This is a genomic window from Nocardiopsis terrae (genome assembly GCF_014651695.1).
GTDB classification, from domain to species: Bacteria; Actinomycetota; Actinomycetes; order Streptosporangiales; family Streptosporangiaceae; genus Nocardiopsis; species Nocardiopsis terrae.
Map to the genome: position 1 here is coordinate 59,386 of NZ_BMXJ01000008.1, position 26,476 is coordinate 85,861.

Below are 26,476 nucleotides of genomic sequence, written 5' to 3' on the forward strand. Positions count from 1 at the left end.
GGTGAGGCTGTGGGGGAATCGCGGTATGTGCCCGCCGACGGCAGGCACGCGTCAAAACGTACACACACCCTCGGTTCTTCCCGGCTGCTGGTGTGCGGCTCCGCGGGGTCGCCAGCGGCTCTGTTTGCGCTCCGCGGTGCCGGGGGTGCCGCGCCAGGGCGTGCGCCCGGTGTCGGACGCGGGCAGTAAGGTCGGGGACCGACAGCGGGCGGGTGCCGGACACACCGGGACGACCTGCTGGGACACCTGCCGGGACATCGGCGTGACAAAGGGAGTGGGACTGGCGATGGGAACGCTGCGGACGGGCGAACTGACCCGGAGAAGGGTCGGCACGCGTGCGGCGGACCTGGAGTACGCGGTGCTTGACGTCGAGACGACCGGTCTGGACCCGCGCGAGGGCGCGCGTCTGGTCGAGGTCGCCGTGGTGCGGGTGCGCGGTGACGGAGAGCTCGTGGACGAGTTCAGCACGCTGGTGGATCCCCGGGTCCCGGTGGGCGGACAGAAGTTCCACGGGATCGGTGAGGGCGATGTCATCGGGGCCCCGCGGGTGGCGGAGATCGTCCCCCGTCTGGCTCAGTTGCTCTCCGGGGCGGTGGTGGTCGGCCACAACCTGGACTTCGAGGAGCGCTTCCTCGCCGCTGAGCTGGTCCCCGCCGGTCTACCGCGCGGCCAGTCGGGTCTGTGCACGCTGAGGGCCCTGCGCGCCCAGATCGACCTCCCCCGCTACTCGCTGCCGCGCGCCACCCACCTGCTGAGCGGGTCCTGGCCGACGGGGCAGCACACCGCTCTGGGCGACGCCCGCGCCTGCGCCAGGCTGCTCGTGGAGATGATCGCGAACGCGCCCGGTGAGCTGCGTTACGCGGGGCCGCCGCCCCTGGTCCTCCGGGGCGGTGCGCCCGTGGACGGCACGGTGCGCTGGAAGCCTCGCACGACCCCGGAACCCGGTGGGCTGGAGCCCCTGAACGAGTGGAAGGCGTGTTGGCGCGATGCCGAGTTGGACGCCGCGCTGTGCGGTGGCGCCTTCGGTGCGGCGGACCGGGCGGCCGCGGAGAGTGCCGCGCACCGCGACTCCAGGCTGTGGGAGCGGGTGGCCGCGGCCGCCGCGGTGACCGGAGGGGTCGCGGCCACGGTCGCGGGCGGCCTGCTGGTGCGTATGGCGGGTGGGCGCGGCGGTCTCCGGGGCCGCGCGGGCTGACCCCGGGATCGGTGGCCCGGGACCCGTCAGGGGGCCGGCCCGGGCCGGGGAGTCAAAGACCGGACAGGGTGAGGAAGAAGGCCACGATCAGTGCGCTGCCGCCCACGGTGGTGAGCAGGGCTCGGCCCTGTTCGGTGAGCCGGGCGGGGGCCAGGCGCAGCCGTGGTGGCGCGCTGAGGCGCTGGGCGGCGACACCGCCGCCGGGGCGGGGTGCGGGCAGGCGCCCGGCGGTGAGGCGGGGGACCTTGTTGAACAGGGCGATCGACACCAGGACGGCGCCGACGGCGATCAGTGCGAGGGACACGGGAGGAGGGCCTAACGGGACTCGGATCCGGGCGGACGGGATCGCCCGGGCGGGGGCGCCGGGCAGGGCGGATAGTTCCCCGGTTCCGTCGCGTTCATGCGGATCGGGGGTGGCCGCTCCCGGCCAGCCGCGGTTAGGTCCTGACCTTTATCGCCCAGGGTGTATTAGCGAGAACTCTCGGTGTTCTTCCTGGCGGTGGAGGGGAGGATGGTGTCCACGGTTTCGGTCGCCACCCCGAGGGCGCGGAGTACGAACCGGGTGACCAGGGCGTGGGTCCCGTCGAGGTCGATCTCGTCGTTCACCAGGGGCAGCCGTTGGGATCCCACCATGGACAGGGTGAGGCCGGCGGTGCGCTCGGCGGGCAGGTGGTCGAACTCCCCGGTCGTGGCGCCCTCCTCGATGATCTCGGTGAGCAGGCGCTGCATCGGGGCGACGTGCGCGGCCAGGGCCTGGTAGGCGTCCGGTCCCAGGCTGGCGCCGAGTTCGGCGGCGGGCGGGTGCGGGTGGGCGACGAGGCCCTCCAGCTGCAGCCGCACGAAGGCTGACAGGCGGCGGGCCGCCGATACCCCCGAGGGGAGTTCGCGCTTGTACCGCTCGACGAACGCGCTGTTGACCTGTTCGGTGAAGGCCAGGAGCAGCGCGGGCTTGTCCGGGAAGTAGTTGTAGAGCGCGGTGCGGGTGATGCCCGCGGCGTTGGCCACGTCGGTCATGGAGATGCGGTCGATCCCCTGTGATCTGATCAGCCCGTCCACGGCGTCCATGATGCGGTCCCGGGTGCGGGCACGGTGGGCGGCGATGGTCGGAGCCGTGATCTTGGGCATGCCCCTATGGTGGCACGCTGCGGCGGCCGGACCGGCACGTCGGGGCCGCAGCGGGGCGGAGCGGCTCGGAGGCGGGTCAGGCGTGCTGCCTGCCCAGGTCGGCGAGGACCTCGGTGTTGAGCTGGTAGGCCAGGCGGGTCTCCCGGATGAGGAACTCCGCGGCGGCCTCGTCCAGGTCCAGGGAGTCGAGGCGGTCACGGTACCCGGAACGGAACTTCGGGAGGCTGCCCAGGGCGTCGAAGACGTAGAAGGCCACCCCCGCGTCGGCGGTGAGGCCGTAGGCCTTCGCGGCGATCCGGCGGATGAACTGGCCGCCGGAGACGTCACCCATGTAGCGGGTGTAGTGGTGGGCGACGAAGCCCGCGGGGTGGTCGGCCATCTGTTCGATGCGCGCGACGTAGGTCCTGGTGGCCGGGGTCGGGGAGATCCGCTCGCGCCAGCCGGTGCCGAGCAGGTGCTCCAGGTCGGCCTCCAGTGCGGGGACGCGTTCCAGTTCGGGGTGGTGGAAGCGGCCTGCGACGGGGTCCTCGCGGAGGGCGCGGCCGACCCGCTCCAGGGCCACGTAGGCGAAGTAGTGCTGAGCGACCATCTCGGTGTAGCCCGCGCGCGGGAGTTCGCCCGCGAGCAGGGCCTCGGTGAAGCCGTGCTGTTCGGCGGTGGCGTGGTCGCCCCAGGTGGCGGCCTTGAGCCGTTCGGAGAACGGTTCGCCGACGGTGGGGTCGGCCGTTGCGGTGGCCTCGGCCGTGGCGCTCATCGGCACTGTCCGCCTCTCGTTCCGGGGATCTTTATGACATCATGTCATTTAGGTGTGCGGCGCTGTCAAGGCTGATACGACGCTCTGTCATATAAAAAGGGGCGCAGGGCTCATTTGGAGTGCCCTACGTCACATGGTTCACGCGCTCCTGCACGCGCACATGCATGCTCTGACCACCTATGCGACCGCCGCCCGCATCCGGATGCCCCGCGTGCCCGGGCCTGCGCGCACGCAAGGCGTGTCGGCCGTGTCCCCCCGGCATTGGGTGTGTCTCGTCTCGTCCGCTGGTCAACTGGTCGCCAGGGCGTTTATCGTTTGGGTGTCGTGCGGTCCGAACCGCCGGGAAGACCCGAGGTGTCCGCCTCGGGCCTCCGGCATGACAACGCACCCCACGGACCCACGAACCTTGAGGCGATGAGTGGATACCAGGAGAACAGGGCACGATCCCGTGACGGTGATCGGTGACGAAGCGGCCAACGCCGCCGACGGCGCTGCGACACACGGCAGCGCCGCCCCGGGTGACGACACCGTCCTGGACGACCGGGTGGAGGCTACCGTCGAATCGGTTGACGTCCTACTGATCGAAGACGACCCCGGCGATGCCCTTCTCGCCGAGGAACTCCTAGCGGACACCGCACTGACCACACGCATCACCTGGGTCTCCACACTCAAGGCGGCCCGCGAGCACCTCACCGACTTCCGCGGTTGCGTCCTGCTCGACCTCAACCTCCCCGACGGGCACGGCCTGGACCTGCTACGCGAGGTCCTCGGCAGCGCGCCCTCAGCCGCGGTCGTGGTCCTCACCGGCCTCGACGACGAACACGAGGGCATCGCCGCCGTCGCCGCGGGCGCCCAGGACTACCTGGTCAAGGGCCAGGTGGACGGTTCCCTGCTGGCCCGGAGCCTGCGCTACTCCCTGGAGCGGCGCCGCGCCGACGAGAACGCCCGCCAGTTGCGCGAGGCGCGGATGCGGGCCCGCGAGAACATGCGCCTGGAGCGAGGCCTGCTGCCCCAGGTCCTGCTCGGCCGCTCACCGCTCAGCCACCGTGCCTACTACCGGCCCGGCCGAAAACGCGCCCTGGTCGGTGGCGACTTCTACGACGCGGTCGAGAAGGACGGCACCACCCACGTCATCATCGGCGACGTCAGCGGCCACGGCCCGGACGAGGCCGCCCTCGGCGTCAGCCTGCGCATCGCCTGGCGCACCCTCGTCATGAGCGGGGTCGCCGAGGAACGCGTCCTGCCCAACCTGGAGGACCTCCTGGTCAGCGAGCGCGCCCAGGAGGAGATGTACGCGACGCTGTGCATGGCCAGCCTCGACACCGGCAGCGACCGGGCCCGGGTGCGCGTCCTCGGCCACCCGCCCCCCATGGTCGTCACCGACGGCGTGGCGGAGGAGATCCAGGCCGTCCCACAGCCGCCGCTGGGAGTCTTCCCGGTGGACCAGGAGGAAGCGGCCGAGATCGTGCTGCCCAAGGGCGCGAGCATGCTGTTCTACACCGACGGCCTGGTCGACGCCTACGACGGCGGGCCACCCGCGCGCCTGGAGGTCGCGGGTCTGCGCCGGATGGTGAACGGGGCGCTCACCCAGGGTGTGGCCCTGAACAACCTGCCCGAACACCTGGTGGACGAGGCGGAGCGCAGCAACGGGGGACCGCTCCAGGACGACGTGGCGATGCTGCTCGTCAACCACGGAGAGCCGGAGTGAGCTCCACCGGGGAGGAACACCGCACCATGGACAACGAGCCCGGAACGGATTCGGCCGCAGGGGAGGGGGAAGGAGCCCGGAGGCCCTTGGGAGGGGCCTCTTCCGTCAGTGCCTCCCTCCGCAGCCGGGTGCACTCCAGCAGGCACTCCTGGAGCCTGCGGCGCCGGGTCACCAGCCTGCTGACGGTGGTCGCCGTCGTCCTGGTGCTGGCGGTCTCGGTGATCACCCTCGCCGCCTTCCAGGCCCGCGACTCCCTGACCCGCCAGGTCGACTCGCTCACGCCGGGGCTGAGCACCGTCGAGCAGACCCGCTCGGCCTACCTCAGCCAGGACCACGCCCTGCGCGGCTACATCCTCACCGGCGACCGCGAGTTCCTCCAGCCCTTCGTCGAGCAGCGGATGTCCCTCGCCGAGTACCGGAGCGCCCTGACCACCCTGGCCGAGGAGAACGAGGACGTCGCGCCCAAGGTCGAGGAGCTCATCGCGGCCGGCGAGGTCTGGAGCGAGGAGTTCGCCGAACCGGTCCTGGAACAGGTCCGTACCGGCCAGACGCCGACCCAGGAGGACCTCCAGCGCGGCCGGGTGCTGTTCCTGGAGCTCAACCGGGCCGCCGACGCCACCACCAACCACCTCGAGAGCGAGATCCAGGAGGCCCAGAGCGGCCTGACCCTGGCCACCCAGCAGGTCGTGGCCCTCCTCGTGCTCGTCGGCCTGGTCGTGGTGTTCCTGTCGGTCTTCCTCTGGGTGATGCTCCAGCAGTGGGTACTGCGCCCCCTGGAGGACCTGGCCGGACACATGCGCCAGGTCTCCGAGGGCTACTACGCCCACCGCATCTCCCTGCAGGGCCCGCCGGAGATCGTCCAGCTGGGCCAGGACGTGGACGCCATGCGCGAGCGCATCGTGCACGACCTGGACGAGGTCGCCTCGGCGCGGCGCAAGCTCCAGGAGCAGTCCAGCCTGCTGGAGCACCAGACGGAGGAGCTGCGCCGGTCCAACCTGGAGCTGGAGCAGTTCGCCTACGTCGCCTCACACGACCTCCAGGAGCCGCTGCGTAAGGTGGCGAGCTTCTGCCAGCTGCTCCAGCGCCGCTACCACGGCCAGCTGGACGAGCGCGCGGACTCCTACATCGACTTCGCGGTCGAGGGCGCCAAACGCATGCAGACCCTCATCAACGACCTCCTCGCCTTCTCCCGGGTCGGGCGCACCAAGAACTTCGCCCCGGTCGACCTGAACGTGGCCCTGGACGACGCTCTGAGCAGTCTGGAGACCCGCCTGGAGGAGGCGGACGCCGAGATCACCGGCGATGCCCTGCCCACCATCCAGGGCGACCGCACCCTGCTCACCCAGGTCTTCTTCAACCTGGTGGGCAACGCGGTCAAGTTCCGCGGCGAGGACGCGCCCAGGGTCCACGTCAGCGTGGAACGCCAGGACGACGAATGGGTGTTCTGCTGCACGGACAACGGCATCGGCATCGAACCGCAGTACGCCGAGCGGATCTTCGTCATCTTCCAGCGCCTGCACACCAGGGAGAAGTACACCGGTACCGGTATCGGCCTGGCCATGTGCAAGAAGATCATCGAGTTCCACGGCGGACGCATGTGGCTGGACACGGGAGCAGAGGACGTCGAAGGGGCCGAAACCACCGAGGACACGGACTCCGGCCGGGCCGGAACCCGCATATGCTGGACCCTGCCCGTCGACACCCAGACGGAGGAGGAAGATCCGGTTGCCGTGGAGGGAACCGAATCGACTGCTGATACCGATAACCATGTTGAGGGCACCGAGGCAGTCGAGTCCGCCCCCGCGGACGAGACGCCGACGGCCACACGAGAGTCCAGTGGCAACGAGCCGGAGACCGGGGTCCCCACGGGTCGAGAACCCGAAGGGGAACCCCGTCCCCTGCCCGGCGACGCTGGCGGTACGGCTCCCCCCGGTCGCGGGGCGGGGCCCGTATAGGGGTCTGAAAGCTTGAGCGAGGTCATGTTGGTGCATCCCATTGAGGTGCTGCTGGTCGAGGACGATCCCGGTGACGTCCTGATGACCAAGGAGGCGTTCGAGGAACACAAGCTGGGGAACCGGCTGCACGTGGTCTCGGACGGCGTCGAGGCGCTCCGCTTCCTGCGTCGCGAGGGTGAGTTCGCTGACGCCCCCCGCCCCCACCTGATCCTCCTGGACCTCAACCTGCCGCGTAAGGACGGCCGGGAGGTACTGGAGGAGGTCAAGAGCGACGACAACCTCGCGCACATCCCCGTCGTGGTACTCACGACCTCGGAGGCCGAGGAGGACGTGCTGCGCAGCTACCGCCTGCACGCCAATGCCTACGTGCCCAAGCCCGTGGACTTCGAGCAGTTCATCAGGGTCGTGCGCCAGATCGACGACTTCTTCGTCACCGTCGTCCGGCTCCCCAAGAGCTGATCCGGGCTCCGGATCCGGGGACGGCGGCCGTACTCACCGCGCCGGACCGGGTGGGTGCGGCGGTTTTTCGTTACGGTAAGGGCATGAGCCTGCCGGAACCGCGTGAACCCGCTGGTCCCTACCGCGTCAGTGTGGTGTGTCTGGGAAACATCTGCCGATCGCCCATGGCGGCGAAGGTGCTCACCGCAGACCTCGAACGCGCCGGAATGAGCGACCTCGTGGAGGTCGACAGCTCCGGCACGGGCGACTGGCACGTGGGCGGCGGAATGGACCCCCGTGCCGCCGCCACACTGCGTGTGCACGGGTACCTGACCAACCACACCGCCCGCCAGTTCGACCCCGAGGACCTCGCCACCAGGGACCTCGTACTGGTGATGGACACGGACAACCTGGACGAGGTGCGCCGCGCCGTCGACGAACGGGGGGCCGAGCTCGGCTTCGACGCCTCCCGGCTGCGGCTGTTCCGCTCCTTCGCGCCCGGATGCGGCCCCAATCCAGAGGTCCCCGACCCCTACTACGGGGGAGACGACGGGTTCACCGCCGTCCTGAACATGGTCGAGGCCGCCGCCAAGGGGCTCACCGGGGAACTCGTATCCCGGCTGCGGGGCTAGCCGCTTGGACAGGGAGATGATCGTGCGCTCCTTCGGACCCGGGGGCACGGGGGACGGGCCGGAGCGGTCGCGCCGGGACCCGTTGACCGGGACCCTCGCCGAACGCGTCTCGGCCCTGCTCGGCCGGGAGGTCCGGCGGGCCGCCAGGGCCGGGAGCAGCCACGACTGGACCCTGTCCTACGCCGAGTTGGCCGACGGTACCCGGCTGTTCGTCAAGTCCCTGGCGCGCGGGGCCGAGCCCACCGGGGTGCTGGTCGCCGAGGCGCGCGGTCTGGAATGGCTCGGGAGGTGTTTCGGGTCCCCGGCGATCGCGCCCCTGGGGTGGGACTCGCACCTGCTCGTCCTGCCGTGGATCGAACAGCGCGAGCCCACACCCGCCGCGGCCGATCGGCTCGGCAGGCAGCTCGCCGGAACCCACCTCACCGGGGCCGACGGTTTCGGCGCGGACTGGACCGGTTACATCGGTCCGCTTCCCCTGGACAACACCCCCTCCCGGGACTGGCCGCGCTTCTACGCCGAACAGCGGCTACGCCCCTACCTGCGCCAGGCCCTGGACCAGGGTGCGCTGACCCCCGCCGACGCGCGTGCCGTCGAGAAGGTGGTCGACTCGGTCGAGGAGTTGGCCGGGGAACCGGAACCGCCGGCCCGTGTGCACGGGGACCTGTGGAACGGCAACGTGCTCTGGCGTGAACGCGACGCGGTGCTCATCGATCCCGCCGCGCACGGCGGTCACCGCGAGGCGGACCTGGCGATGCTGGCCCTGTTCGGCCTGCCCTACCTGGACCGGGTCCGCGACGCCTACAACGAGGTCGCTCCGCTGTCCTCGGGGTGGCGGGGCCGGGTGGCCCTGCACCAGCTGCACCCTCTGCTCGTGCACGTGTGCCTGTTCGGAGCCGCCTACCGGACCACCGCTCTGGAGGCCGCGCGCACCGCGTACCGCGCCGGCTGAGCCGTGCACCGGTGCTCCCGACGGCGGGGGCGGCGCCGTGCCGCCCCCACCGGGCGGTCAGCCCTTGACGCTGCCGGCCAGCAGCCCGCGCACGAAGTAGCGCTGGAGCAGGAAGAACACGATCAGCGGGACGATGATCGACACGAACGCCCCCGCGGTGAGCCGGTGCCAGGCCTCGCCTCGGGTTCCCGCGAGTTCGGCCAGCCGGACGGTGAGCGGCGCGGTCGCGGTGTCGCCGCCAGCGAAGATCAGCGCCACCAACAGGTCGTTCCAGACCCACAGGAACTGGAAGATGCCGAGGGAGACCAGGGCGGGGGCGATCAGCGGAAGCACCACCTTGCGGAAGATCGTCCCGTGCCCGGCACCGTCCACGCGGGCGGCCTCGAAAAGCGACTTCGGTAGCTGCGAGATGAAGTTGTGCATCAGGAAGATGCCCAGCGGCAGACCGAAGATGGTGTGCGCCACCCACACGTTGGTGAACGCCATGGCGCCGGACAGCTCCCAGGCGGGAAGGAGCTGGGCACCGCCGACCGACACGCCCTGGGAGAAGAAACGCAACAGCGGGACCAGGGACATCTGGAGCGGGACGATCTGGAGCGCGAAGATTCCGAGGAACACCCAGTCACGGCCGCGGAAGTCGATCCAGGCGAGTGCGTAGGCCGCCAGTGCGGCGACCCCCAGGACGAACACCGTCGAGGGCAGGGTGATCACGAACGAGTTCACGAAGTGGCTGGCCAGACGGCCGTCGTTGGCGTTGCCGAAGAGCACGTCCCGGTAGTTGTCCAGGGTCACCTCGGGGGAGCCGAAGAACGTCCACCAGCCGGTGGCACGGATCTGTTCGGCGGGCCGGAACGAGGAGATGAACAGCCCGGCGGTGGGCAGCGTCCACACGACGGCGATGACCAGCGCCGCGAGGCTGGCCGCGCCGCCGCTGAGCCGTTTGCGGACCCGGTCGGCGGCGCCCCGGTCGGCGGCCGTCCCGCGCTCGGCGGGCGCGGCGGCCCCGGGGAGGGTGTCGTTCGTGCTCATGTCAGCTCCCTGGCCTTGCGGTTGCGCCGGATCTGGAAGGCGACCAGCGGGATGACCAGGACGAACAGGAACACGGCCAGGGCCGATCCCTGACCGACCTGGCCCTGGGAGAACGCCTGGCTGTACATCTCGTTGGCGATCACGCTGGTGCCGTAGTTGCCGCCGGTCATGGTGCGGACGATGTCGAAGATCTTGAGGGTCTGCACCGAGATCGTGATGAGCACGACCAGGAGGGTGGGCCAGACCGACGGCAGGGTGATGCGGCTGAACAGTTGCCAGGGGCCGGCGCCGTCGATGCGCGCGGCCTCCACGATCTCGGCGGGGATCGCCTTGATGGCCGCGGACAGGACCACCATCGCGAACCCGGCCTGGACCCAGATCAGGACCAGGATCAGCAGGAACGTGTTGAGGGGTTGTTCGAGCAGCCACAGCCGGGGCTCGCCGCCGAACCACACGACGATCTGGTTGAACAGCCCGTACTGCTCCTGGTCGGCGGGGCGGTAGGCGTACACGAACCGCCAGATGATGCTCGCGCCGACGAACGAGATCGCCATCGGCATGAACACCAGCGACTTGGCCACGGACTCGAACCGGGAGCGGTCGATGAGCACGGCGTACAGCAGGCCGACCGCCGTGGCCATGGCCGGGGCGAACAGTACCCACAGCAGGGTGTTGAGCAGGACCTGGAGGATCTCCGGGCGCTGGAACATCCAGAGGTAGTTGGCCAGCCCCACGAACACGTCGCCGTTGCGGTCGTGGAAGGACAGGACGGTGGTGCGGATGACCGGGTAGACGAGCCCGCCGAGAATGAGGACCGCGGCCGGGCCGAGGAAGAAGGCCGCCTGCCACCGGTCCCGCCTGCTGCGGGGTGCGTCGAGCAGGACGAGCATCAGGCCGATGACGCCGAGGAAGGCGACGATCCCGATGAGCATCCACACGAGCTTGGGCAGCTCGTTCAGGAAGGAGAACTCCATGGAAGACCTTAGGTGGTGCCTGGAGAGGAGGGAGGGGAGGGCCGCGCGGCGTCAGTGACGCCGCGCGGCCGGGAGCTTCGAGCACGGGCCGAAGCGGAGGCCCAAAGCAAACACAGTTACGGCCAGGCGGACTCGACGCTCTCCAGGACCGTGGCCGTGTCGGTACCGGTCACCCAGTCCACCATCCCGCTCCAGAAGACGTTGGTGCCCACGGAGGAGGGCATGGCGTCGCTCCCGTCGAAGTGGAAGACGGTGTCGGGGTCGTTGAGGACCTCGGCGGTGAACTGGTCGGTGGGGTCGGCCAGCAGGGACTGGTCCAGCTCCTGGTGGGCGGAGACCCAGGAGCCCAGGGAGGCGCGCTGGTTGGCGTACTCGGCCGAGGAGAGGTACTCGTGCATGGCCACGACCTCGTCGCGGTCGTCGAAGGGGACGACGAACTCGCCGCCGCCCATGATCGGGATGTCGGAGCCGGCCTCCAGCGGGGGCATGACGAAGCCGTAGACGTCGCCGTCCTCGCCGATCTCGACGTCGTCCTCGAACTGGGCGCCGTAGAAGGAACCCATCAGGTACATGGCGCAGCCGCCGTCGAGGAGGGGCATCCCGGCCTCCTGGAAGGAGGTGACGGCGATGCTGTCGACGCCGCCGAAGGTGCCGTTGACGTAGTCCTCGTTCCGGACGACCCCGTCTGCCAGGTCGAAGGCCTCCTCGACCTCGGGGGAGTCGAAGGCGATGTCGTGGGAGATCCAGTCGTGGTAGACGTCCGTGCCGGAGGTGCGCAGGAGCGCGTTCTCGATCCAGTCGGTGCCGGGCCAGCCGGTGGCGTCGCCGGACTCGAAGCCCACGCACCAGGGCTTGGTGCCGTCGGCTGCGATGGCGTCGCTGAGTTCGATCATCTCGTCCCAGGTCTCGGGGACCTCGTGGCCGTTCTCGGCGAAGTAGCCGGGCGAGTACCAGACCATCGACTTCATGTTGGCGCCGAGCGGGGAGCCGTACAGGTCGCCGTCGACGGAGGCGTAGCCCTGCCAGTCCTCGCTCCACCCCGACTCGACGTTGCTCTGCACGCCGTCGGCGACGGGGAGGGCGTGGCCGTCGTTGGCGGCGCGCTCCAGGAGGCCGGGCTGGGGGATGAAGGCGAGGTCGGGCGCGTTGCCGCCGTCGAGGCGGACTGGTAGTTGGGCCTCGAACTCACCGCTGCCCTCGTACTGGACGGTGATACCGCTGCAGGCCGCGAAGTCCGCCCAGGACTCTTCCAGGAGGTCGCCCTCCTCGTCACGGATGGACGCGTAGACGGAGACGGTGCCCCCGGTACCCTCCCACTGTTCGTAGGGGGAGCAGTCGATGTCGGAGGTGTCGACGGTGCTGCTCTCACCTCCGCTGAGGTAGGAGCACCCGGAAACCAGGAGGGCCAGGCCTCCGGCGGCCGCGGCCAGAGTGCGTCGGTGGACCGGACTGGGCATGGGCGTTCACTCCTTCGGCACGCACACCCGCCGGTACTGCGGATGTGATTCAGGTCATGCGCCCTTCGATGAAAGTCGCATTCGGGGATTTTGTCCATGCTCTGCGCAAATTCTTGCGTAACGATCTGAAATCTTGCAGGTGAGCCGTGTGGGCAGGGGTTTTGCCGTCGGAAAGGTGGGACGTCGGCTCGGGTGATGGTTCGGGCCCCGCTCCGGGGACAGGTTCGAACACCGACCGTGCGCCGTACATTGGGGGCATGGCCGACGCACCCACCAGCCCTGGTCAGGGCACACCCGGACATGACGGACCCGAACTGCACGTCGCCCTGATCGGCTACGGCAAGGGCGGGGAGGTCTTCCACGCACCCCTTGTCGACGCTGTGCCGGGGCTGCGCCTGTCCGCCGTGGTCACCGGATCGCCCGAACGCCGGCGGGCCGCACAGGCACGGTACCCGGGGGTCACCGTGTACCCCACCGCCGCCGACCTGTGGGCCGACGCCGAGCGTTACGAGATCGCGGTCGTCAGCACCCCCAACGACACCCACGCGCCCCTGGCCCGTGCAGCGATGGAAGCGGGTATGGCGGTGGTCGTGGACAAGCCGTTCGCGCTCACCTCGGTCCAGGCGCGGGAGCTCACCGAACTGGCGGGTGAGCTCGACCAGGTGCTCACCGTCTACCAGAACCGTCGCTGGGACGCCGACTTCCTCACCCTGTGGCAGCTCATCGAGGAGGGTTCCCTGGGGCGGGTGCACCGCTTCGAGTCGCGTTTCGAGCGGTGGCGCCCCGAGCCGAAGGGGACCTGGCGCGAGAGCGGGGGAGTGGAAGCCGGCGCGGGCCTGCTGTACGACCTGGGCCCGCACCTCATCGACCAGGCGGTCAACCTGTTCGGTCCGGTGGCCTCCGTCTACGCCGAGATCGACTCCCTGCGCGAGGGCGTACGGGCTGACGACGACGTCTTCCTCGCCCTGCACCACGCCCGCGGTACGCGCTCCCACCTGTGGATGAGCGCTCTCAGCGCCCAGAACGGGCCCCGCTTCCGGGTGCTCGGGGACGAGGCGGCCTTCGTCAGTCACGGGTTGGACGGACAGGAGGCCCGGCTGGCCGCGGGCGAGCGCGCGGACGCGCCCGACTGGGGCGTGGTCCCGGAGGCGGAGTGGGGCCTGCTCGGGGCCGACGGCCTGACCAAGCCGGTACCCGGTGAGCGCGGCGCCTACCCGGAGTTCTACGCCGGGGTGCGCGACGCCGTTGGTGAGGGCGAACCGCTGCCGGTGGACCTCCACGAGGTGATCCACGGCCTGGAGGTCATCGAGGCGGCCCGGCGCAGCGCCCGAACCGGGTCGGTGGTGGAGCTGGCGCGGCACTGACCGCACACGGGGAACGCGGAGCCGACCGCACGCGAGGCAGCACGGGCCGGGCCCCTGAAGGGGGTCCGGCCCTCGGTGTTCGTGGTGTCACTCCGAGCATTGACATCCAACTAGTTGGTTGGTTTTATGTGTCTGTCCGGCCCGACAACTGAAGAGGAGAGGGCATGACACGGGGATCAGACGAGGTGCCGGTGCGTCCGCGCTCCCGGGCGGTGGCGCTCGGCGTCGCCGCGTCGACGGTGATCGTGCTCGGCACGTCGCTCTGGGCCTATGCCGGTACACGCGGGGGACCGGAGCCCGCCGACTACGTGACGGACACCAGCGAGGAGGGGACCGTGGACCAGACGACCGAGCTTCGGAACGGAACCGGGGACGACGCCGGCGCCGGGGGCGGGGCCGACACCGACCCCGCACTGCGGGGCGCCGGGGTGGAGCTTCCGGAGGGCTGGGCGGAGGCCGACGAGCGCACCGCGCTCCACGACGACGAGGAGGTCACGGTACGGCGCTACCAGGTCGACGGTGAGCGGGTGCTCGGTGAGAGCCACCTGAGTGTCGTGCTGGGCGAGGACGACCGGATCGTGGGTGTCACCCTCCTGGACGCCGGGGCCGCTGGCGACCCCGACGACCTGCCCACCCACGACCAGGCCCGCGAGACGGCCTACAACTGGCTGGCACGGCAGGATTCGGACTACCTGGAGGGCCTGACCGAGCAGTGGGTGGACCGGCATGACGAGGTCGTGGTGGACGCCGAGGGGCGGGAACGGGTCATCCCCGGTGTCAAGGTCAAGACCAGGCATGACGACGGGCGCTACGCGTGGGTGATCGTGGGGGCCGGCGCCCGGATCGTGACCTTCGAGCGCGACGTCACCTGGGACTCCTCCGCGCAGCGCAGGTCCACCCAGATGTGGCTCCATGACAGGTGGATCGCCGCGGTCGAGGGCACGGGTGAGCACCCCCCGGCCCCGGCCGCCGTCGCCGACCCGGGGTGAGGTCCGGGACCCTCCACGGGGAGGGGCCCGATCCTGCCGGTTTCGCTTACCGGTGTGCCGGTCTTGTGCGGACGGGCCCGGCCCCGCCGGTTCGCGTACGGGGGTGCCGGTCCCGTACACGGACGGACCCCGGATCGCTGTGCCGCTCCGGGGTCCGTCCGTTGTGTTCGCCCTGTTACGCGCTTGTCGTGGGGGGTGCCGCCGCGTTCCGGGTGAACTTCTCCAGGTGTTCGCGCATCTGGTCCCGGACCTCTTCGTCGGAGGGGTCCCGGCCCAGGACGAGCCGGGTCAGTTGAGGGGTGATCTGGGGCCAGGCCGCCAGGCCGATCAGGGTGAGGAGCAGGTGGCGTGCGTCGGTGCCGGAGGCCGATCCGCCCATCGCCTCGGTGAGGGAGGCGACCTTGGCGTCGTAGAGCCCCGCGCGTTCCTCCTCGCCCGGCACCGGGGAGTCGCCGTAGTGCAGGGCCTCCCACAACAGCAGGCGCAGCAGGTCGGGGTGGGAGCGGTGGTAGTCGAAGATCCGGGTGACGTAGGAGGCCGGGTCGCTGTCGTCGGTGAGGGTCACGGCCTGTGAGAGTTCGTCGACCGCCCCTCCGACCACGTGTCTGAACAGCTGTTCCTTGTCGCCGAAGTGCGCGTAGATCCGCTGCTTGTTGACTCCGGCACGCTCTGCGATGCGGTCCACCCGGGCTCCGGCGATACCGTGCGCGGCGAATTCGTGCCGTGCGGCCTGAAGCAGCAGGGTGCGGGTGTTCTCGGTTCGCGAGGTGTTACTCATGCCACAATCGTAAACTATAACCAACTGGTTGGTTACTTGGGGTGCAGGAAGGCTGTGTCCCGTTTCACGCTGGCCGGAAGTGGTCCGTTCCGGAACGGTGGAATCGATTGACAACCAACTGGTTGGTTTCCAATGATGGTGGTCATGTCCACCACACAGCCCAACGCCGGAGTGAACAGGCGGCAGGCACCGGCGTCCCGTCCGTTCGCCGTCCCCGCGCTCTCCCTGACCGGCGTTCTCGTCGTCGGTCAGCTCTACTCCGTCCTTCCGCTCCTGGCGCCCGTCGCCCGGGACTGGGGCGCGGACCAGAGCACCGTCGCCTGGACGGTGACCGCTTTCGCCATCGCCTACGCCACGGGTTTCCTCGTCTCCGGTCCCGCCGCGGACCGGTTCGGACCCCGCCGGGTGATCATCGCCGGAGGCCTGGCCACCGCAGCCCTCACCGGAGCCGTCGCGCTGGCTCCGGGAGCCGCCGCGGGCCTGGCGCTCAGAGCGCTCCAGGGTTTCGCCGCCGCCTCCTTCGCCCCCGCGGCGTTCAGCTACATCGCCACCAGGGTCGAAGCCGAGCGCCGCGTCACCGCCATCACCTGGCTCACCAGTTCCTTCCTCGCGGCCGCCGTCATCGGCCAACTCGCAGCCCAAGCCCTCGAGCAGAGCATCGGCTGGCAGGGCGTGTTCGCCGCCTCCGCGGCGGCCCTGGCCGTGGCCGCCCTCGGTCTGCGCTTCGTGCTGGCCCCCGACCAGAGCCCGCAGCCCTCCGGAGGCGGGGCTGTCAGCGGGATGCTCGGACTGCTGCGGGACCGAAGGCTCCTCCTGCTCTACGGAGCCACCGCCACCGTCCTGCTCGGTTTCGTCGGTGTCTACAGCGGCCTCCAACTCTCCGGCCCCGCCTGGCTCACCGGTGACGCCCAGGCGCTGCTCACCCTGCGCGCCAGCGCCCTGCCCGCCATGCTCGCGGTACCGCTCCTCAGCTCCCGGCTCGCCCGCTACTCCCCCGGGACGAGGGTCCCCGCAGCCCTCATCGGCGCCGCGGTCACGGCAGCCGTGACGGGACTGGTCGCCGACCTGGGGCCGGTGGCCCTCGGAGTGAGCCTGCTGGCCTTCGCGGGATGTGTGGCCGTCGCCGCCCCCGCGCTCATCCAGGCCATCGGCATGCGCGCCGGTGCCGCTCGCGGCTCGGCCACCGCCCTCTACACCTTCGCGCTGTTCGTCGGCGCGGGACTCGGCCCCCAACTCGCCACCGTCCTGTCGGAGCTGGGGTTCACCGCGGTCGCCCTCGGCACGGCGGCCGTCCTGGCCGTCGGGGGAGCGCTGGCCCTGGCGGCCCTCCTCCGACGGGCCGGGGACTGACCGCGCACACCACGTCACGTACGAGGCGTTGCGCGCCGGATCAGGAAGGTGCCGCACAAGCAGGTTTCGCGCCGCGGGCGTTGTGTGCCAGGTGTTACGTGCCAGTCGTCCCCCCCCCGGGCGGACGCCCCCGAAACCGGGTGTGTCCGCCCCCGGGGACGCCCGCCGGGCGTCCCCGTCAAGCACCGGTTCGAGAACCACGGAGTGGAGACAGCAATGCAGCAGCAGAACGAGAAACTCGTGTACGTCGTAGGCCAGAGGTTCGCGGGGTTCTCCGTACACGAGAACATCCGCACCCTCTCCGAACTCGTCGCCGAGATCCAGCTCGGCCACCACGACGGCCCCGGAACAAACCTGGAGGTCCGGGGCGGCCAGGGGATGGGCACCTACGAGTGGCAGTACCTGGAAGACGCAGTGAAGCGGCGGGGCATCCATGACCGCGTCCGGATTCGACCCTCGCGCCTCGACCCCGCCCGCCGGGCGGAGGCGCACAAGCATCGGGAGCAGAACGTACTCATCGCGGACCTCGGCAGACGCGACGACCAGCTCTTCCAGGCGGCCCTGCTGCTGAACGCCGACAACGAGCTGCTCCTGGACCACCAGACCGGACAGCACGTCCAGGGGATGGTCGTGGTCGAGGCGGCCCGCCAGATGTTCCTGGCGGTGACGGAACGGTACTACACGCACCGCTGGCCCGGACGGCGGTACTACTTCGTCATCGACTCGATCTCCACGACCTTCGAGAACTTCCTCTTCCCCCTCGACGCGGAGATCCTCTACCTGGTCCAGAGCGCCGATCTCGACGACCCCGAACGGCTCGGGTTCACCGCACGGATCGACCTCCACCAGGCCGGCCGCCGCGCGGCCAGCACGGAGGTCTCCTTCACCGCCTTCGACACCGCCAGGCTCAAGCGTGTGGAGCACCGCCGCGCCGACCGCGCCGTGGAGTACGCCGTCCAGTCCTCCAGCGGTGCCCTCGCCTCCGCCGGGGCCCGCTGATGGGCGGTGTCACGGGAGCGGTCGGTGCCGGTGGTGATGGCGCCGTCGGGAACGGTGCTCGCGCGGGTACGGGCGTGGTCGGCGCGGATGCGGGCGTAGGCGGTACGGGCGTGGTCGGCGCGCGGACAGGTGCGTTCTTCGACGTGGACGAGACGCTCATCCCGGTCAAGAGCATGTTCGACTTCCTCGCCTTCCGCCTGGCCGAACTGGGCAGACCCCCGAGCGCCTACGCGGAATCGGCCGCGGAACTGCGAGAACTGGCCGCCTCCGGGGTTCCGAGGGAGGAGATCAACAGGGAGTACTACCGCCTCTACCGGGGCGCCTCCGAACAGGAGCTGATGGCCTCCGGCCGCCGGTGGTTCGCCACCCGCGCCGCCGTACCCGGGTTCTTCCTGGAGGGAAGCGTGCTGGCCCTGCGCGGACACCTCGCCGACGGGGCCCATGTGGTGCTCCTGTCCGGATCCTTCGCCCCCTGCCTCGAACCGCTGGCCCGGGCACTGGGCGCGACCGCCTTCCGCGGAACCCGCCCCCTCGTCGCGGACGGGCGGCTGACCGGCGAGGTCGAACGGCCGATGATCGGTCCCGCCAAGGGCGAGGCCGTACACGAGTACGCACAGCAGCACGGGCTCGACCCGGCCTGGAGCCACGCCTACGGCGATCACATCAGCGACCTTCCGATGCTGGAGGCGGTCGGCCATCCGCACGTGCGGGCGGACGGCGATCCGGCACTGCTCGGCCACGCCTCGCAACGGGGCTGGCCCCGGGTACACGACCCCGCCCCCGCCACACCCTCCGGCGACCACGGCTCCGAATGCGTGTGCGGATGTGCGCTCGCCCGCTGGGCCGCACCGTCGAACCACCCCACGACCCTCACCACGACAGGAGACCGTGCATGACCACGGAAACCAAGCCCCACAGGCAAGCGGCCCCGACCGGCACCGGGACGGGCCTGATCCTGCCCCAACTGCTCGTTCTGGTCGGCATGGCCGCCTGGCTCACGCTGATCATGGTCAACAACATCACCGACAGCGGGACCAACATCCACCTGATCGGTCGGGTCCTCACCATGGAGGACATGGTCGGCAACCCCCACCAGGGACAGGGGTTGCTCGGCCGTGCTCTCTCCGGTGACCTGGCCGCCCCCGCCCTGTACGGGGTGATCGCCTACCAGGCGGTCTCCTCCGCGCTGCTCTGGTGGGCCGCCGCCGCCCACCTGCTCCTGGCCCTGGGCCGGGGCGACGGAACACGCGCCACCCGGCTCGGCAACGTCGCACTGAGCGCTCTCGCCGGGCTGGCGCTGATGTTCCTGGTCGGCGGCCTCTGGTTCGGTTACTGGATCACCTTCGGCCCCGTCCAGCAGGTGCACTTCACGCTCCTGCTCGTCGCCGTCGGCGGGCTCGTGCTGGTGAACCTGCCCCGGGAGAGGACGGTCGTCTGAGCGTCTTGAACAGGTTGGGCTGGTTGACCGGGCTGTTTGCATGCGGTTGACCGGCCCGCTTCCGCGCACCCCTTCCACCGGACTTCGTGGGAGGGGTGCGCGGGTCCTGAAGGAAGGGAACCTGCGTCTCCCGGGGCCGGGAAACCTTCCCGAGGCCGCCCCCGGCCGCTTTCCGGGGTCCGTCAACGGGGAACCGGCCTGTGGACAAGGTCCCCGGCCCCTCACCTTGGGCCTATGTTGGAAGGAGGTTGATCGAGGGTTTCCCACACCGAAGGAGAAGCGCCGTGGCCCAGGTTCTCGTGGTCGCTGACGACCTCACCGGTGCCAACGCCACCGGCGCCCGTTTCGCACGTACCGGGATGCGCGTGGCCACTGTGACCCCCGAGCACGTCAGCCGGGTCGCCGGTGACTACGACGTGGTCGTCGCCAACCTGGACAGCCGCCACGTTCCCGCCGAGCAGGCCGCTGACCTGGTCACCGACGTGGTTGAGGCGGTATGGCCGGTCGGCCTCGTGGTCAAACGCACCGACACCACCCTGCGCGGCAACATCGGCGCCGAGATCCAGGCCGCCTACGACGCGGTCCGCGACCGGGTCCCCACCGGAACCCGGGTCCGGGTGCTGTTCACCCCCGCCTTCCCCGGCTCCGGCCGGATCACCGAGGACGGCGTGCAGTTGCTCAACGGGACACCGCTGGAGCGCACGGAACTCGCGGTCGACCCCCTCTGCCCGATGACCACCAGCGTGGTCGCCGACATCCTCGGAGCCCAGACCGACCTCGCCGTCCGGCATGTGCCGGTCCGCCAGATCACGCAGGAGATGCTCACCGCGGAGCTCCTCGCCGGGGACGAACCGATCGTGGTCTGCGATGCCAGCAGCGAGCAGCACCTCACCGACATCGCCGAGGCCGCAGCGGCGGCACACCACTCCGACGGCACCGTCTGGGTGGCCGTCGACCCGGGCCCCACAGGCGCCCTGCTCGCCTACGCCCTGCGCCTGCGCGGCCAGGCCGGTTCCCGCGGACCGCTGCTCGCGGTCGCGGGCAGCACCACCGAGCTCACCCGTCGCCAGCTGGCCACAGTGGCCCGTACCGGCGCCGTGCGGTTCGTGGACGTGGACGCGGTAGCCCTGGCGGACCCCGAGAGCGACCACGCCGATGAGGTTGCCGAAGAACTCACCACACAGCTGTCCTCCTCGGGATTCCCCGAGTTGTGTGTGCTGCGGATGGTCACCACCGCCGAACAGGTCCGGGAACTCCCCGCCCAGGCCCGCGCCGAACTGCCGGGCCGGATCGCGGGTCTGGTCGCGGACGTGGTCAACGATCTCGCCGACACGGTGGGGGCCCAGGCTCTGCCCAGCGGTCTGTACCTGACCGGCGGCGACCTCGTCGCCAGCCTCCTGGACGAACTGGACGTGCACGCCTTCGACGTCGGTGGTGAGATCGTCCCGCTCGCCGTCCACGGTCACCTCAGCGGAGGGCCGCTGGACGGCACCCCCGTGGTGGCCAAGGGCGGGCTGGTCGGTGACGACATCACCCTGGTCGAGTGTCTGGCCAAACTGAGGAGGGCTGTCCAGGCCCGACTGCACCAGGTGCACTCGGAGGTTTCCGAGCACGTGATCCCCACCCTGGTCAGGGAAGGCTGAGGGGTGTGCGGGCGGGTGTGGGCTCAAGCGCCTGCGTCTGAGCTTTGGGAAACTCTGCTGGGGTCCTGCCTGCTGAGAGGTGGCGGGAATCCGTTGGGGCGGGAACCCCATGGGGTGAGCAGGTCCGCGCGGGGTTTCTTCAGGCGCCCCGTGCTTGGGGTTCGGGACACCTGACGTTGCTTCGGTCGGGCGGACGCCCGTGCTCCGGGGTTTGTCGCTGGCCTGGGAGCCCGACAGGTCCGGGGAGCGACAGGGGGGCGGGGCTAACAGGGGTGAGGTGTCCCCCGTCGGCTACCGGTCTGGGGGTGTCCGCGTTCCCGGCCGCGTGATGGTGGCCGTCTTCGCTTCGCGCGTCAAGGTCGTAGGTCCTCGCTCCGCTGCGGGCGCTCCACCCCGACCCGCTTCGCCACGACGTCGGATCGTCGGCTGTCAGGAAGAAGGGGAGACGTGGTCGGGGCGGGCAGGGGCCGAGCTCCCTTTCGGGGCTGGAGGCCTCCGGGCCGCGGCGCCCGAAACCCCGCCAACCACCGTGATCTTGCTACCAGGGGCGATTTCGGCGCCGAAGTTGCCCCTGGTAGCAAGATCACGGTGAAAAGGGGCGCTTGGAGGGGGCGGGGCCCGCAGCTCGCCGCCCCTGGGGGCGGGAACCTGCTCGGGTGAACCTTCGAACAGCGGTGGTGCACCACCCCGGACAGCGGTGGTGCACCACCCCGGTGGCGTGCCCGGTATCCCTCGGGACGGTTCAGGGCCGGGAGGCCGACACGATGTGGGTGAAGGTGAGCTTGTCGATCAGTTCTGCGAGGGGTTTGGGCGCCTCTAGCGGCCCCATGTGCCCGAGACCGGGAAGTACCCGGACCTCCTCGCAGTTCTGCACGAGGTCTCCGATGTGGTGGGCGTGCCACGCGGGGGTCAGCTTGTCCTCGTCTCCGCCCACGACCACGGTCGGGGCGGTGATCTGACGGGTGGAGTCGTCCAGCTCCAGTTCGGTGAGGACCCTGCCCCACTCGCCGCGCGGGATGCTGCCGCAGTCGTGGACGAGCTTGGCGCACAGGCGCTTGGTGGCCTTGTCCGTGTTCCTGCCCAGGACCAGGAACTTGAAGATCTCCGCGGACAGGGCGTTGGGCGGGCCCAGGGGAAGGGGCGCGGTCAGGAAGATCCTGGCGCCGAGGGTGCCGAGAGCACCGGGGAGGGGGATGGCGGTGGACTTCCTCGGCAGGTCGGTGCATCCGGTGTTGGTGAGGAGCACGGCGCCGACCTTCTCCTTGAAGGTCTCGCGCGGAGCCGTGGCCATCACGGTCATACCGCCCATGCTGTGCCCGGCGACCAGGGCCCTGTGCCCTTCCGGCACGGTCGCCTCCAGGACCGCGCACAGGTCGTCGGCGAGCTTCTCGGTGCCGTACCCGGCTCGGGTGATGGGGGCCTGGGTGCGGCCGTGCCCGCGCTGGTCGTAGAGGACCACCCGCAGGCTCGGGTCCAGTTCCCGTACCACGGGGCCCCAGGAGGCCAGGGAGGTCGCCCAGCAGTGGGAGAGGACCACCGTCGGGCCGTCGGCTGGTCCGCGTACCTCGACGTGCAACCGGGTGCCGTCGGCGGAACGCACCTTGAGTTCCTGGGCGCGGCCCACGTGTCGTGTCGCCATCAGGGGTTACCTCTCACTCGGGGGAGCGCCGCGGCGGTCGGTGCGACCGCCGCGGCGCGGGGAGGTGTCCCTCCAGGTCGGCGCGTGAACTGGAGGGACGTCTTCGGGGCGGCCTCAGTCGTCCAGGTCGATCCGGGGGACCGCGAAGGGCGGGGTGCCCGACCCGTTGACCGGGTGCCCGCCCCAGAGGTTGGGGGTGTCGAGTGTGCCGACCCCCTCGTGGCCGTCGGGTGTGCGCACGATGACGGTGCGCGCACCGCGTTCGTATGCCCTGGTGATCCCGGGTTCGGCCGACAGGCGGCCCTTCCACCGGTAGTCACCGGTCAGCGGTGAGAAGTGGCCGGCCAGGTGGGCCTGCACCTCGAAGTCCTCGGAGGACCCCTCGGAGAGGAGGACCGTCACCATGCCCCGGTACTCCTCTTCCCCGTCGTCGAACCCGCTCATGATGCTTCTCCTTCTCTGGTCCCGTCAGGCCGGGACGGCGTTCTTGCGCTTTCCGCCGCCCCGCGGGACACGGCGCAGGTCGTAGTTGTGCGGGTCGAACCAGCGGGTGCGCAGGGCGTAGTTCCAGGTGAAGGTGGGCCACAGGGTGGTGTTGCGGCCCTCCTCGTTCAGGTACCAGCTGTCGCAGCCCCCGGTCACCCACACGGTGCCCTGCATGGACTTGTCGATCATCCTGTTGTAGGCGCGCTGGGCTTCGGGGCGCGGCTCCAGGCGGTCGACCCGGTTCCGGCACGCGTACTTGAGCGCCTCCATCGTGTAGCGGATCTGCGCTTCGATCATGAACACCTGTGAGGTGTGGCCCAGGCCGGTGTTGGGGCCGGCGAGCACGAACGCGTTCGGGAACCCGTTGACGGTGGTGCCGCGGAAGGCCTGGACGTTACTGCCCCAGTGCTGGGCGAGCGAGCGGCCCTCGGAGTTGTACAGGCGGTGCGCGATCGGCGGGTCGGTGACCTGGAAGCCGGTGCCGAGGATGATCGTGTCGACCTCGTGCTCGGTCTCCTTACCGGAGGAGTCCCGGGTGACCACGGAGTTCGGGCGGACCTCGACGATGCCGTCGGTGACCACGTCCACGTTGGGCCGGGCCAGCGCGGGGTAGTAGTCGTTGGACATCAGGATGCGCTTGCACCCGGCGCGGAAGCTCGGGGTGAGCTTGGCGCGCAGGGCGGGGTCCTTGACGCTGCGGTTGATGTTGGCCCGGCCGAGGCGTTCCACGATCCCGAGCAGCCTGGGGTTCTTGGCGAAGCCGAAGATGTAGCTCTCGCGGCCCCAGTAGATGCTCTTGCGGGCGATCTGCTGGGCGCCGGGGACGTTCCGGTAGAGCCAGCTCTCGGCCTTGGTGATGTCGCGGTCGTGGCGGAACATCACCCACGGGGCGGTGCGCTGGAACAGCGTCAGCCTGCCGACCTTCGGCTGGATCTTCGGTACGAACTGGATCGCGGAGGCGCCGGTGCCGATCACGGCGACCCTGCGGCCGCTCAGGTCGTGGTCGTGGTCCCATTCGGCGGAGTGGAAGAGCCTGCCCTCGAAGGTGTCGAGGCCCTTGATGTCGGGGTAGGTGGGGTCGGCGAGAGGGCCGGCGCCGCTGACCAGGAACTGTGCGGTGACGGTGCCGTCGGTGGTCTCGATCCGCCAGCGGTTGTTCCCGGGCTCCCAGTGCGCGGCCCGGACGTCGCTGTTGTAGCGGACGTGCCGGTCCACGCCGTGTTCGCCGGCGACCCGCTTCATGTAGTCCCAGATCTCGGGCTGCGGTGAGAAGGTCCGGCTCCAGTTGGGGTTCAGCGCGAAGGAGAACGAGTACAGGTGCGAGGGGACGTCGCAGGCGGCGCCCGGGTAGGAGTTGTCGCGCCAGGTGCCGCCGATGCCGTCGGCCCTCTCCAGGATCACGAAGTCCTTGAGCCCGGCCTGCCTGAGGCGGACAGCCATCCCGATCCCGGCAAATCCGGTGCCGATGACGGCGACCCGGTAGTGCGGCACTGCTTCGGTCACGATGCTGTTCCCTTCGTGCGTCCCGGTTCGGCCGTGGAGTCTTGCGTACCGACCGGTAAGTATGGTCCCCCGGGGACGTGGCGCGTTTCGCCCCCGGGGGGAGGGTGTCGGGGGCTGAGCGCGTGGCGCGTCCGCTCTCAGCCCCCGACGTCTGGGGGACCGCCGCCGGAAGACGTGGCGCGTTTCGCCTTCCGACGACGGCGTTCTTGGGAGGGGGTACCCCTCGGGGACTCGGCTAGCTGCCGAGCAGCCCGGCCTTCTTCCAGAAGTACCGGCCCAGGCCGGAGATCGCCCCGGCGGTGTCCAGCGTGTTGACCACCTTGCGGGCGGCCCAGGTCTTGGTCTCGACCCAGTGCGGATTGCCCCTGGCGACCCGGTAGGCCTCCTTGGGGTCGAGTCCGACCTGCTCGTAGACCTTCGGGTTGATCAGGCGGGTCGCGGAGTAGTAGGTGACCAGGCCGAGCACGATCCGGCTGTAGGCCTTGTTGAGGGCGCTGCGCTCGGGCCAGTCGCGCTGGAACTCCTCGCGGGCGTAGCGCATGTGGCGCGCTTCCTCGGTTACGTGGATGCGGGCCACGGCGCGCACCAGCGGCAGGATCTGCTCGTCCGGGACGGCCTCGCGCTGGAGCTGGTCCAGGACCTCCTCGACGAAGAGCGCGCCGGCGAAGATCAACGGGCCGTGCGCGATCGCCTTGAAGACGCGGCCGAGGTGGAAGGTGACCGGGTCGAGCCGGTGCGTCTCCCAGCCGAGCTTCTGCACCATCTTCGCGAACATGACCGTGTGGCGGCACTCGTCGGCGATCTCGGTGTAGGCGTACTGGACGTGCAGTGACGTGGGGTCGTTGTGGTAGGCGTGCCGGACCAGCATCTGCATCAGGATGGTCTCGAACCAGATGCCGATGGTGGCGACGCTGGCGACCTCCAGGCGGGACAGCTCCCTGCGCTTGTCCTCGCTGAGCTGGTCCCACAGGTGGGTGCCGTAGATCGAGATGCGCTCGGGTCGGATCGCCCACATGTCGGGGTCGACCGGGGCGTCCCAGTCGATCTCGACCAGGGGGTCGTAGGAGGCCTTGGCCGAGCCGCGCAGGAGGCGTTTGGCGATGTCCTCGCGGTCGGTGACCTTGGGCTTGGCGACTACTTCGGCGGTCATCTCTCGTTCCTCCTCAGGAAACGCTGGTCTTGGCGTGCGGGGAACCGTGGCGTGCGTGGAGCCCTTGGGCGATCTCCGCGTCCGCGAAGGCGCCGTCCGTGAGGAGCAGGCCGAGCTGGAGCGACACGATCTGTTCGGTGGTGGCGGGGAAGTGCTTGGTCAGGTGGAGGGCCGCGGTTCCGAAGGCCGTGCAGGCGACGTCGCGCGGGGGGCGTTTGGCGGCCGCGGCGCGGACCACGGTCATCACGGTGTCCCGCTTGGTCTCGGCGGGGACCACCCCGTCCAGCGAGGCGCCGGTGGCGCGCGAGCTCTCGTGGATGGGGGTGTCGACGAAGCCGGGGTAGACCGTGGTCACGCCGACGTGAGTGCCGTACTCGGCGCGCAGGGCGTCCGAGTAGGCGGTCACCGCGCGCTTGGAGACGGTGTAGGCGCCTGCCAGGGGGACCTGGAGGTTGGCCAGCAGAGAGGCGGTGACGATCACCCGTCCCCGGTTCCGGAGCAGAGCGGGCATCGCGGCGGCGGTGACCCGCCAGGTTCCCAGGAGGTTGACCTCCAGCGCCTGGTGGGCGTGGGCGTCGGGCATGTGGCCGATGTCCACGGACGGGCCGACCCCGGCGTAGTGGACGAGCAGGTCCAGGTGTCCGCCGAGCTGCTCGATCGCCTCGGCGACCCCTTCGCGCACCTGCTGGTCGTCGGTGATGTCGCAGGCGATGACACCGGGGGCGGCCTTGCGGTCGATGCCGACGACGTTGACGCCGAGCTGGCGGAGGACCGCCACGGTGGCGCTGCCGAACGCACCGGAGGCGCCGGTGACGATGGCGTTCTGGCCGGACAGCCGGCTCAGGTGGCGCGGCAAGGGGGTCGTCATGTGATCTCCTCCACAGTCATTGCCGGAACGTTACAACGGCCATTGTCACAATG

At 70.3% G+C, this 26,476-nt stretch carries 25 protein-coding genes; 13 read left to right on the top strand and 12 right to left on the bottom strand.

Going from position 1 to position 26,476, the window contains the following annotated elements; genetic code table 11:
- Positions 1 to 286: 286 nt before the first annotated feature.
- Complete coding sequence (locus IE195_RS22260) at positions 287 to 1,195, top strand: 3'-5' exonuclease (RefSeq protein WP_191274838.1); 909 nt, start codon at positions 287 to 289, stop codon at positions 1,193 to 1,195.
- A 52-nt stretch (positions 1,196 to 1,247) separates the two neighbouring features.
- Here the strand turns inward: IE195_RS22260 and IE195_RS22265 are convergent, their stop codons facing one another.
- The 3 genes from IE195_RS22265 to IE195_RS22275 form a co-directional block, all read right to left on the bottom strand.
- Positions 1,248 to 1,499, bottom strand: coding sequence for a hypothetical protein (locus IE195_RS22265; protein WP_191274841.1), 252 nt, complete (start codon positions 1,497 to 1,499; stop codon positions 1,248 to 1,250).
- Positions 1,500 to 1,663: 164 nt separating this feature from the next.
- Entirely contained in the window at positions 1,664 to 2,320 is a 657-nt protein-coding gene (locus IE195_RS22270; RefSeq protein WP_191274843.1) for a TetR/AcrR family transcriptional regulator, read from the bottom strand.
- 76 nt (positions 2,321 to 2,396) lie between these two features.
- Complete coding sequence (locus tag IE195_RS22275) at positions 2,397 to 3,074, bottom strand: biliverdin-producing heme oxygenase (RefSeq protein WP_191274845.1); 678 nt, start codon at positions 3,072 to 3,074, stop codon at positions 2,397 to 2,399.
- Positions 3,075 to 3,522: 448 nt separating this feature from the next.
- Here IE195_RS22275 and IE195_RS22280 point away from each other — a divergent pair, with 448 nt between their 5' ends.
- The 5 genes from IE195_RS22280 to IE195_RS22300 all read left to right on the top strand — a co-directional run bounded on the left by IE195_RS22280 (position 3,523) and on the right by IE195_RS22300 (position 8,756).
- Positions 3,523 to 4,782, top strand: coding sequence for a PP2C family protein-serine/threonine phosphatase (locus IE195_RS22280; protein WP_191274847.1), 1,260 nt, complete (start codon positions 3,523 to 3,525; stop codon positions 4,780 to 4,782).
- Entirely contained in the window at positions 4,779 to 6,737 is a 1,959-nt protein-coding gene (locus tag IE195_RS22285) for a sensor histidine kinase (RefSeq protein WP_191274849.1), read from the top strand. Before IE195_RS22280 ends, IE195_RS22285 begins: the two co-directional genes overlap by 4 nt.
- A 24-nt stretch (positions 6,738 to 6,761) precedes the next feature.
- Positions 6,762 to 7,196 (top strand): response regulator, encoded by a 435-nt coding sequence (locus tag IE195_RS22290; protein ID WP_191275227.1) that lies wholly within the window; start codon positions 6,762 to 6,764, stop codon positions 7,194 to 7,196.
- Positions 7,197 to 7,279: 83 nt separating this feature from the next.
- Positions 7,280 to 7,807 carry a low molecular weight protein-tyrosine-phosphatase gene (locus IE195_RS22295; RefSeq protein WP_191274851.1) on the top strand — a complete coding sequence of 176 codons (528 nt, stop codon included), beginning with the start codon at positions 7,280 to 7,282 and terminating at the stop codon, positions 7,805 to 7,807.
- A gap of 16 nt (positions 7,808 to 7,823) precedes the next feature.
- Positions 7,824 to 8,756, top strand: coding sequence for a fructosamine kinase family protein (locus tag IE195_RS22300; RefSeq protein WP_373295677.1), 933 nt, complete (start codon positions 7,824 to 7,826; stop codon positions 8,754 to 8,756).
- Between the two features lie 57 nt (positions 8,757 to 8,813).
- On the opposite strand, the gene IE195_RS22305 is transcribed toward IE195_RS22300, so the two are convergent.
- The 3 genes from IE195_RS22305 to IE195_RS22315 form a co-directional block, all read right to left on the bottom strand.
- Positions 8,814 to 9,785 (bottom strand): carbohydrate ABC transporter permease, encoded by a 972-nt coding sequence (locus IE195_RS22305; RefSeq protein WP_191274855.1) that lies wholly within the window; start codon positions 9,783 to 9,785, stop codon positions 8,814 to 8,816.
- Positions 9,782 to 10,759 carry a carbohydrate ABC transporter permease gene (locus tag IE195_RS22310; RefSeq protein WP_191274857.1) on the bottom strand — a complete coding sequence of 326 codons (978 nt, stop codon included), beginning with the start codon at positions 10,757 to 10,759 and terminating at the stop codon, positions 9,782 to 9,784. The genes IE195_RS22305 and IE195_RS22310 overlap by 4 nt, the downstream gene beginning before the upstream one ends.
- Positions 10,760 to 10,875: 116 nt before the next feature.
- A complete protein-coding gene (locus IE195_RS22315) occupies positions 10,876 to 12,216 on the bottom strand; it encodes an ABC transporter substrate-binding protein (RefSeq protein ID WP_191274860.1) in 1,341 nt (446 codons plus the stop codon).
- A 257-nt stretch (positions 12,217 to 12,473) separates the two neighbouring features.
- Between IE195_RS22315 and IE195_RS22320 the strand changes: the two genes are divergently transcribed.
- Complete coding sequence (locus tag IE195_RS22320) at positions 12,474 to 13,580, top strand: Gfo/Idh/MocA family oxidoreductase (protein WP_191274862.1); 1,107 nt, start codon at positions 12,474 to 12,476, stop codon at positions 13,578 to 13,580.
- Positions 13,581 to 13,744: 164 nt separating this feature from the next.
- Positions 13,745 to 14,569, top strand: a complete 825-nt coding sequence (locus IE195_RS22325) for a hypothetical protein (RefSeq protein WP_191274864.1) — start codon at positions 13,745 to 13,747, stop codon at positions 14,567 to 14,569.
- Positions 14,570 to 14,744: 175 nt separating this feature from the next.
- On the opposite strand, the gene IE195_RS22330 is transcribed toward IE195_RS22325, so the two are convergent.
- A complete protein-coding gene (locus IE195_RS22330) occupies positions 14,745 to 15,347 on the bottom strand; it encodes a TetR/AcrR family transcriptional regulator (RefSeq protein WP_191274866.1) in 603 nt (200 codons plus the stop codon).
- 144 nt (positions 15,348 to 15,491) lie between these two features.
- On the opposite strand from IE195_RS22330, the gene IE195_RS22335 reads away from it, so the two are divergent.
- The 5 genes from IE195_RS22335 (at position 15,492) to IE195_RS22355 (ending at position 20,777) form a co-directional block, all read left to right on the top strand.
- Positions 15,492 to 16,697, top strand: coding sequence for an MFS transporter (locus tag IE195_RS22335; protein ID WP_191274868.1), 1,206 nt, complete (start codon positions 15,492 to 15,494; stop codon positions 16,695 to 16,697).
- A 216-nt stretch (positions 16,698 to 16,913) separates the two neighbouring features.
- Positions 16,914 to 17,696: an AfsA-related hotdog domain-containing protein gene (locus tag IE195_RS22340; protein WP_191274870.1), complete on the top strand. Its 783-nt coding sequence runs from the start codon at positions 16,914 to 16,916 to the stop codon at positions 17,694 to 17,696.
- A gap of 74 nt (positions 17,697 to 17,770) precedes the next feature.
- Positions 17,771 to 18,592 carry an HAD family hydrolase gene (locus IE195_RS22345; RefSeq protein ID WP_229826389.1) on the top strand — a complete coding sequence of 274 codons (822 nt, stop codon included), beginning with the start codon at positions 17,771 to 17,773 and terminating at the stop codon, positions 18,590 to 18,592.
- Positions 18,589 to 19,134 (top strand): DUF2165 family protein, encoded by a 546-nt coding sequence (locus IE195_RS22350; RefSeq protein ID WP_191274874.1) that lies wholly within the window; start codon positions 18,589 to 18,591, stop codon positions 19,132 to 19,134. The genes IE195_RS22345 and IE195_RS22350 overlap by 4 nt, the downstream gene beginning before the upstream one ends.
- A 284-nt stretch (positions 19,135 to 19,418) precedes the next feature.
- Positions 19,419 to 20,777 (top strand): four-carbon acid sugar kinase family protein, encoded by a 1,359-nt coding sequence (locus tag IE195_RS22355; protein WP_191274876.1) that lies wholly within the window; start codon positions 19,419 to 19,421, stop codon positions 20,775 to 20,777.
- Positions 20,778 to 21,519: 742 nt separating this feature from the next.
- Here IE195_RS22355 and IE195_RS22360 read toward each other — a convergent pair.
- The 5 genes from IE195_RS22360 to IE195_RS22380 all read right to left on the bottom strand — a co-directional run bounded on the left by IE195_RS22360 (position 21,520) and on the right by IE195_RS22380 (position 26,423).
- A complete protein-coding gene (locus IE195_RS22360; RefSeq protein ID WP_191274878.1) occupies positions 21,520 to 22,416 on the bottom strand; it encodes an alpha/beta fold hydrolase in 897 nt (298 codons plus the stop codon).
- 114 nt (positions 22,417 to 22,530) lie between these two features.
- On the bottom strand, positions 22,531 to 22,860 hold the full coding sequence (locus IE195_RS22365) for a DUF4873 domain-containing protein (RefSeq protein WP_191274880.1): 330 nt from the start codon (positions 22,858 to 22,860) through the stop codon (positions 22,531 to 22,533).
- Between the two features lie 24 nt (positions 22,861 to 22,884).
- A complete protein-coding gene (locus tag IE195_RS22370) occupies positions 22,885 to 24,405 on the bottom strand; it encodes a flavin-containing monooxygenase (RefSeq protein WP_191274882.1) in 1,521 nt (506 codons plus the stop codon).
- Between the two features lie 235 nt (positions 24,406 to 24,640).
- Positions 24,641 to 25,555 carry an AurF N-oxygenase family protein gene (locus tag IE195_RS22375; RefSeq protein WP_191274883.1) on the bottom strand — a complete coding sequence of 305 codons (915 nt, stop codon included), beginning with the start codon at positions 25,553 to 25,555 and terminating at the stop codon, positions 24,641 to 24,643.
- Positions 25,556 to 25,568: 13 nt separating this feature from the next.
- The gene (locus IE195_RS22380; RefSeq protein WP_191274885.1) at positions 25,569 to 26,423 is read right to left on the bottom strand and encodes an SDR family NAD(P)-dependent oxidoreductase; all 855 of its coding nucleotides are present in this window, start codon (positions 26,421 to 26,423) and stop codon (positions 25,569 to 25,571) included.
- Between the last annotated feature and the right edge of the window lie 53 nt (positions 26,424 to 26,476).

Excerpts from the sequence above, each read along its gene's own strand:
- IE195_RS22270 (WP_191274843.1), bottom strand. The coding sequence starts at position 2,320 with ATGCCCAAGATCACGGCTCCGACCATCGCCGCCCACCGTGCCCGCACC.
- IE195_RS22375 (WP_191274883.1), bottom strand. The coding sequence starts at position 25,555 with ATGACCGCCGAAGTAGTCGCCAAGCCCAAGGTCACCGACCGCGAGGAC.
- IE195_RS22305 (WP_191274855.1), bottom strand. The coding sequence starts at position 9,785 with ATGAGCACGAACGACACCCTCCCCGGGGCCGCCGCGCCCGCCGAGCGC.
- IE195_RS22340 (WP_191274870.1), top strand. The coding sequence starts at position 16,914 with ATGCAGCAGCAGAACGAGAAACTCGTGTACGTCGTAGGCCAGAGGTTC.
- IE195_RS22315 (WP_191274860.1), bottom strand. The coding sequence starts at position 12,216 with ATGCCCAGTCCGGTCCACCGACGCACTCTGGCCGCGGCCGCCGGAGGC.
- IE195_RS22320 (WP_191274862.1), top strand. The coding sequence starts at position 12,474 with ATGGCCGACGCACCCACCAGCCCTGGTCAGGGCACACCCGGACATGAC.
- IE195_RS22350 (WP_191274874.1), top strand. The coding sequence starts at position 18,589 with ATGACCACGGAAACCAAGCCCCACAGGCAAGCGGCCCCGACCGGCACC.
- IE195_RS22295 (WP_191274851.1), top strand. The coding sequence starts at position 7,280 with ATGAGCCTGCCGGAACCGCGTGAACCCGCTGGTCCCTACCGCGTCAGT.
- IE195_RS22290 (WP_191275227.1), top strand. The coding sequence starts at position 6,762 with ATGTTGGTGCATCCCATTGAGGTGCTGCTGGTCGAGGACGATCCCGGT.
- IE195_RS22260 (WP_191274838.1), top strand. The coding sequence starts at position 287 with ATGGGAACGCTGCGGACGGGCGAACTGACCCGGAGAAGGGTCGGCACG.
- IE195_RS22365 (WP_191274880.1), bottom strand. The coding sequence starts at position 22,860 with ATGAGCGGGTTCGACGACGGGGAAGAGGAGTACCGGGGCATGGTGACG.
- IE195_RS22330 (WP_191274866.1), bottom strand. The coding sequence starts at position 15,347 with ATGAGTAACACCTCGCGAACCGAGAACACCCGCACCCTGCTGCTTCAG.
- IE195_RS22275 (WP_191274845.1), bottom strand. The coding sequence starts at position 3,074 with ATGAGCGCCACGGCCGAGGCCACCGCAACGGCCGACCCCACCGTCGGC.
- IE195_RS22335 (WP_191274868.1), top strand. The coding sequence starts at position 15,492 with ATGTCCACCACACAGCCCAACGCCGGAGTGAACAGGCGGCAGGCACCG.
- IE195_RS22310 (WP_191274857.1), bottom strand. The coding sequence starts at position 10,759 with ATGGAGTTCTCCTTCCTGAACGAGCTGCCCAAGCTCGTGTGGATGCTC.
- IE195_RS22325 (WP_191274864.1), top strand. The coding sequence starts at position 13,745 with ATGACACGGGGATCAGACGAGGTGCCGGTGCGTCCGCGCTCCCGGGCG.
- IE195_RS22300 (WP_373295677.1), top strand. The coding sequence starts at position 7,824 with ATGATCGTGCGCTCCTTCGGACCCGGGGGCACGGGGGACGGGCCGGAG.
- IE195_RS22380 (WP_191274885.1), bottom strand. The coding sequence starts at position 26,423 with ATGACGACCCCCTTGCCGCGCCACCTGAGCCGGCTGTCCGGCCAGAAC.
- IE195_RS22360 (WP_191274878.1), bottom strand. The coding sequence starts at position 22,416 with ATGGCGACACGACACGTGGGCCGCGCCCAGGAACTCAAGGTGCGTTCC.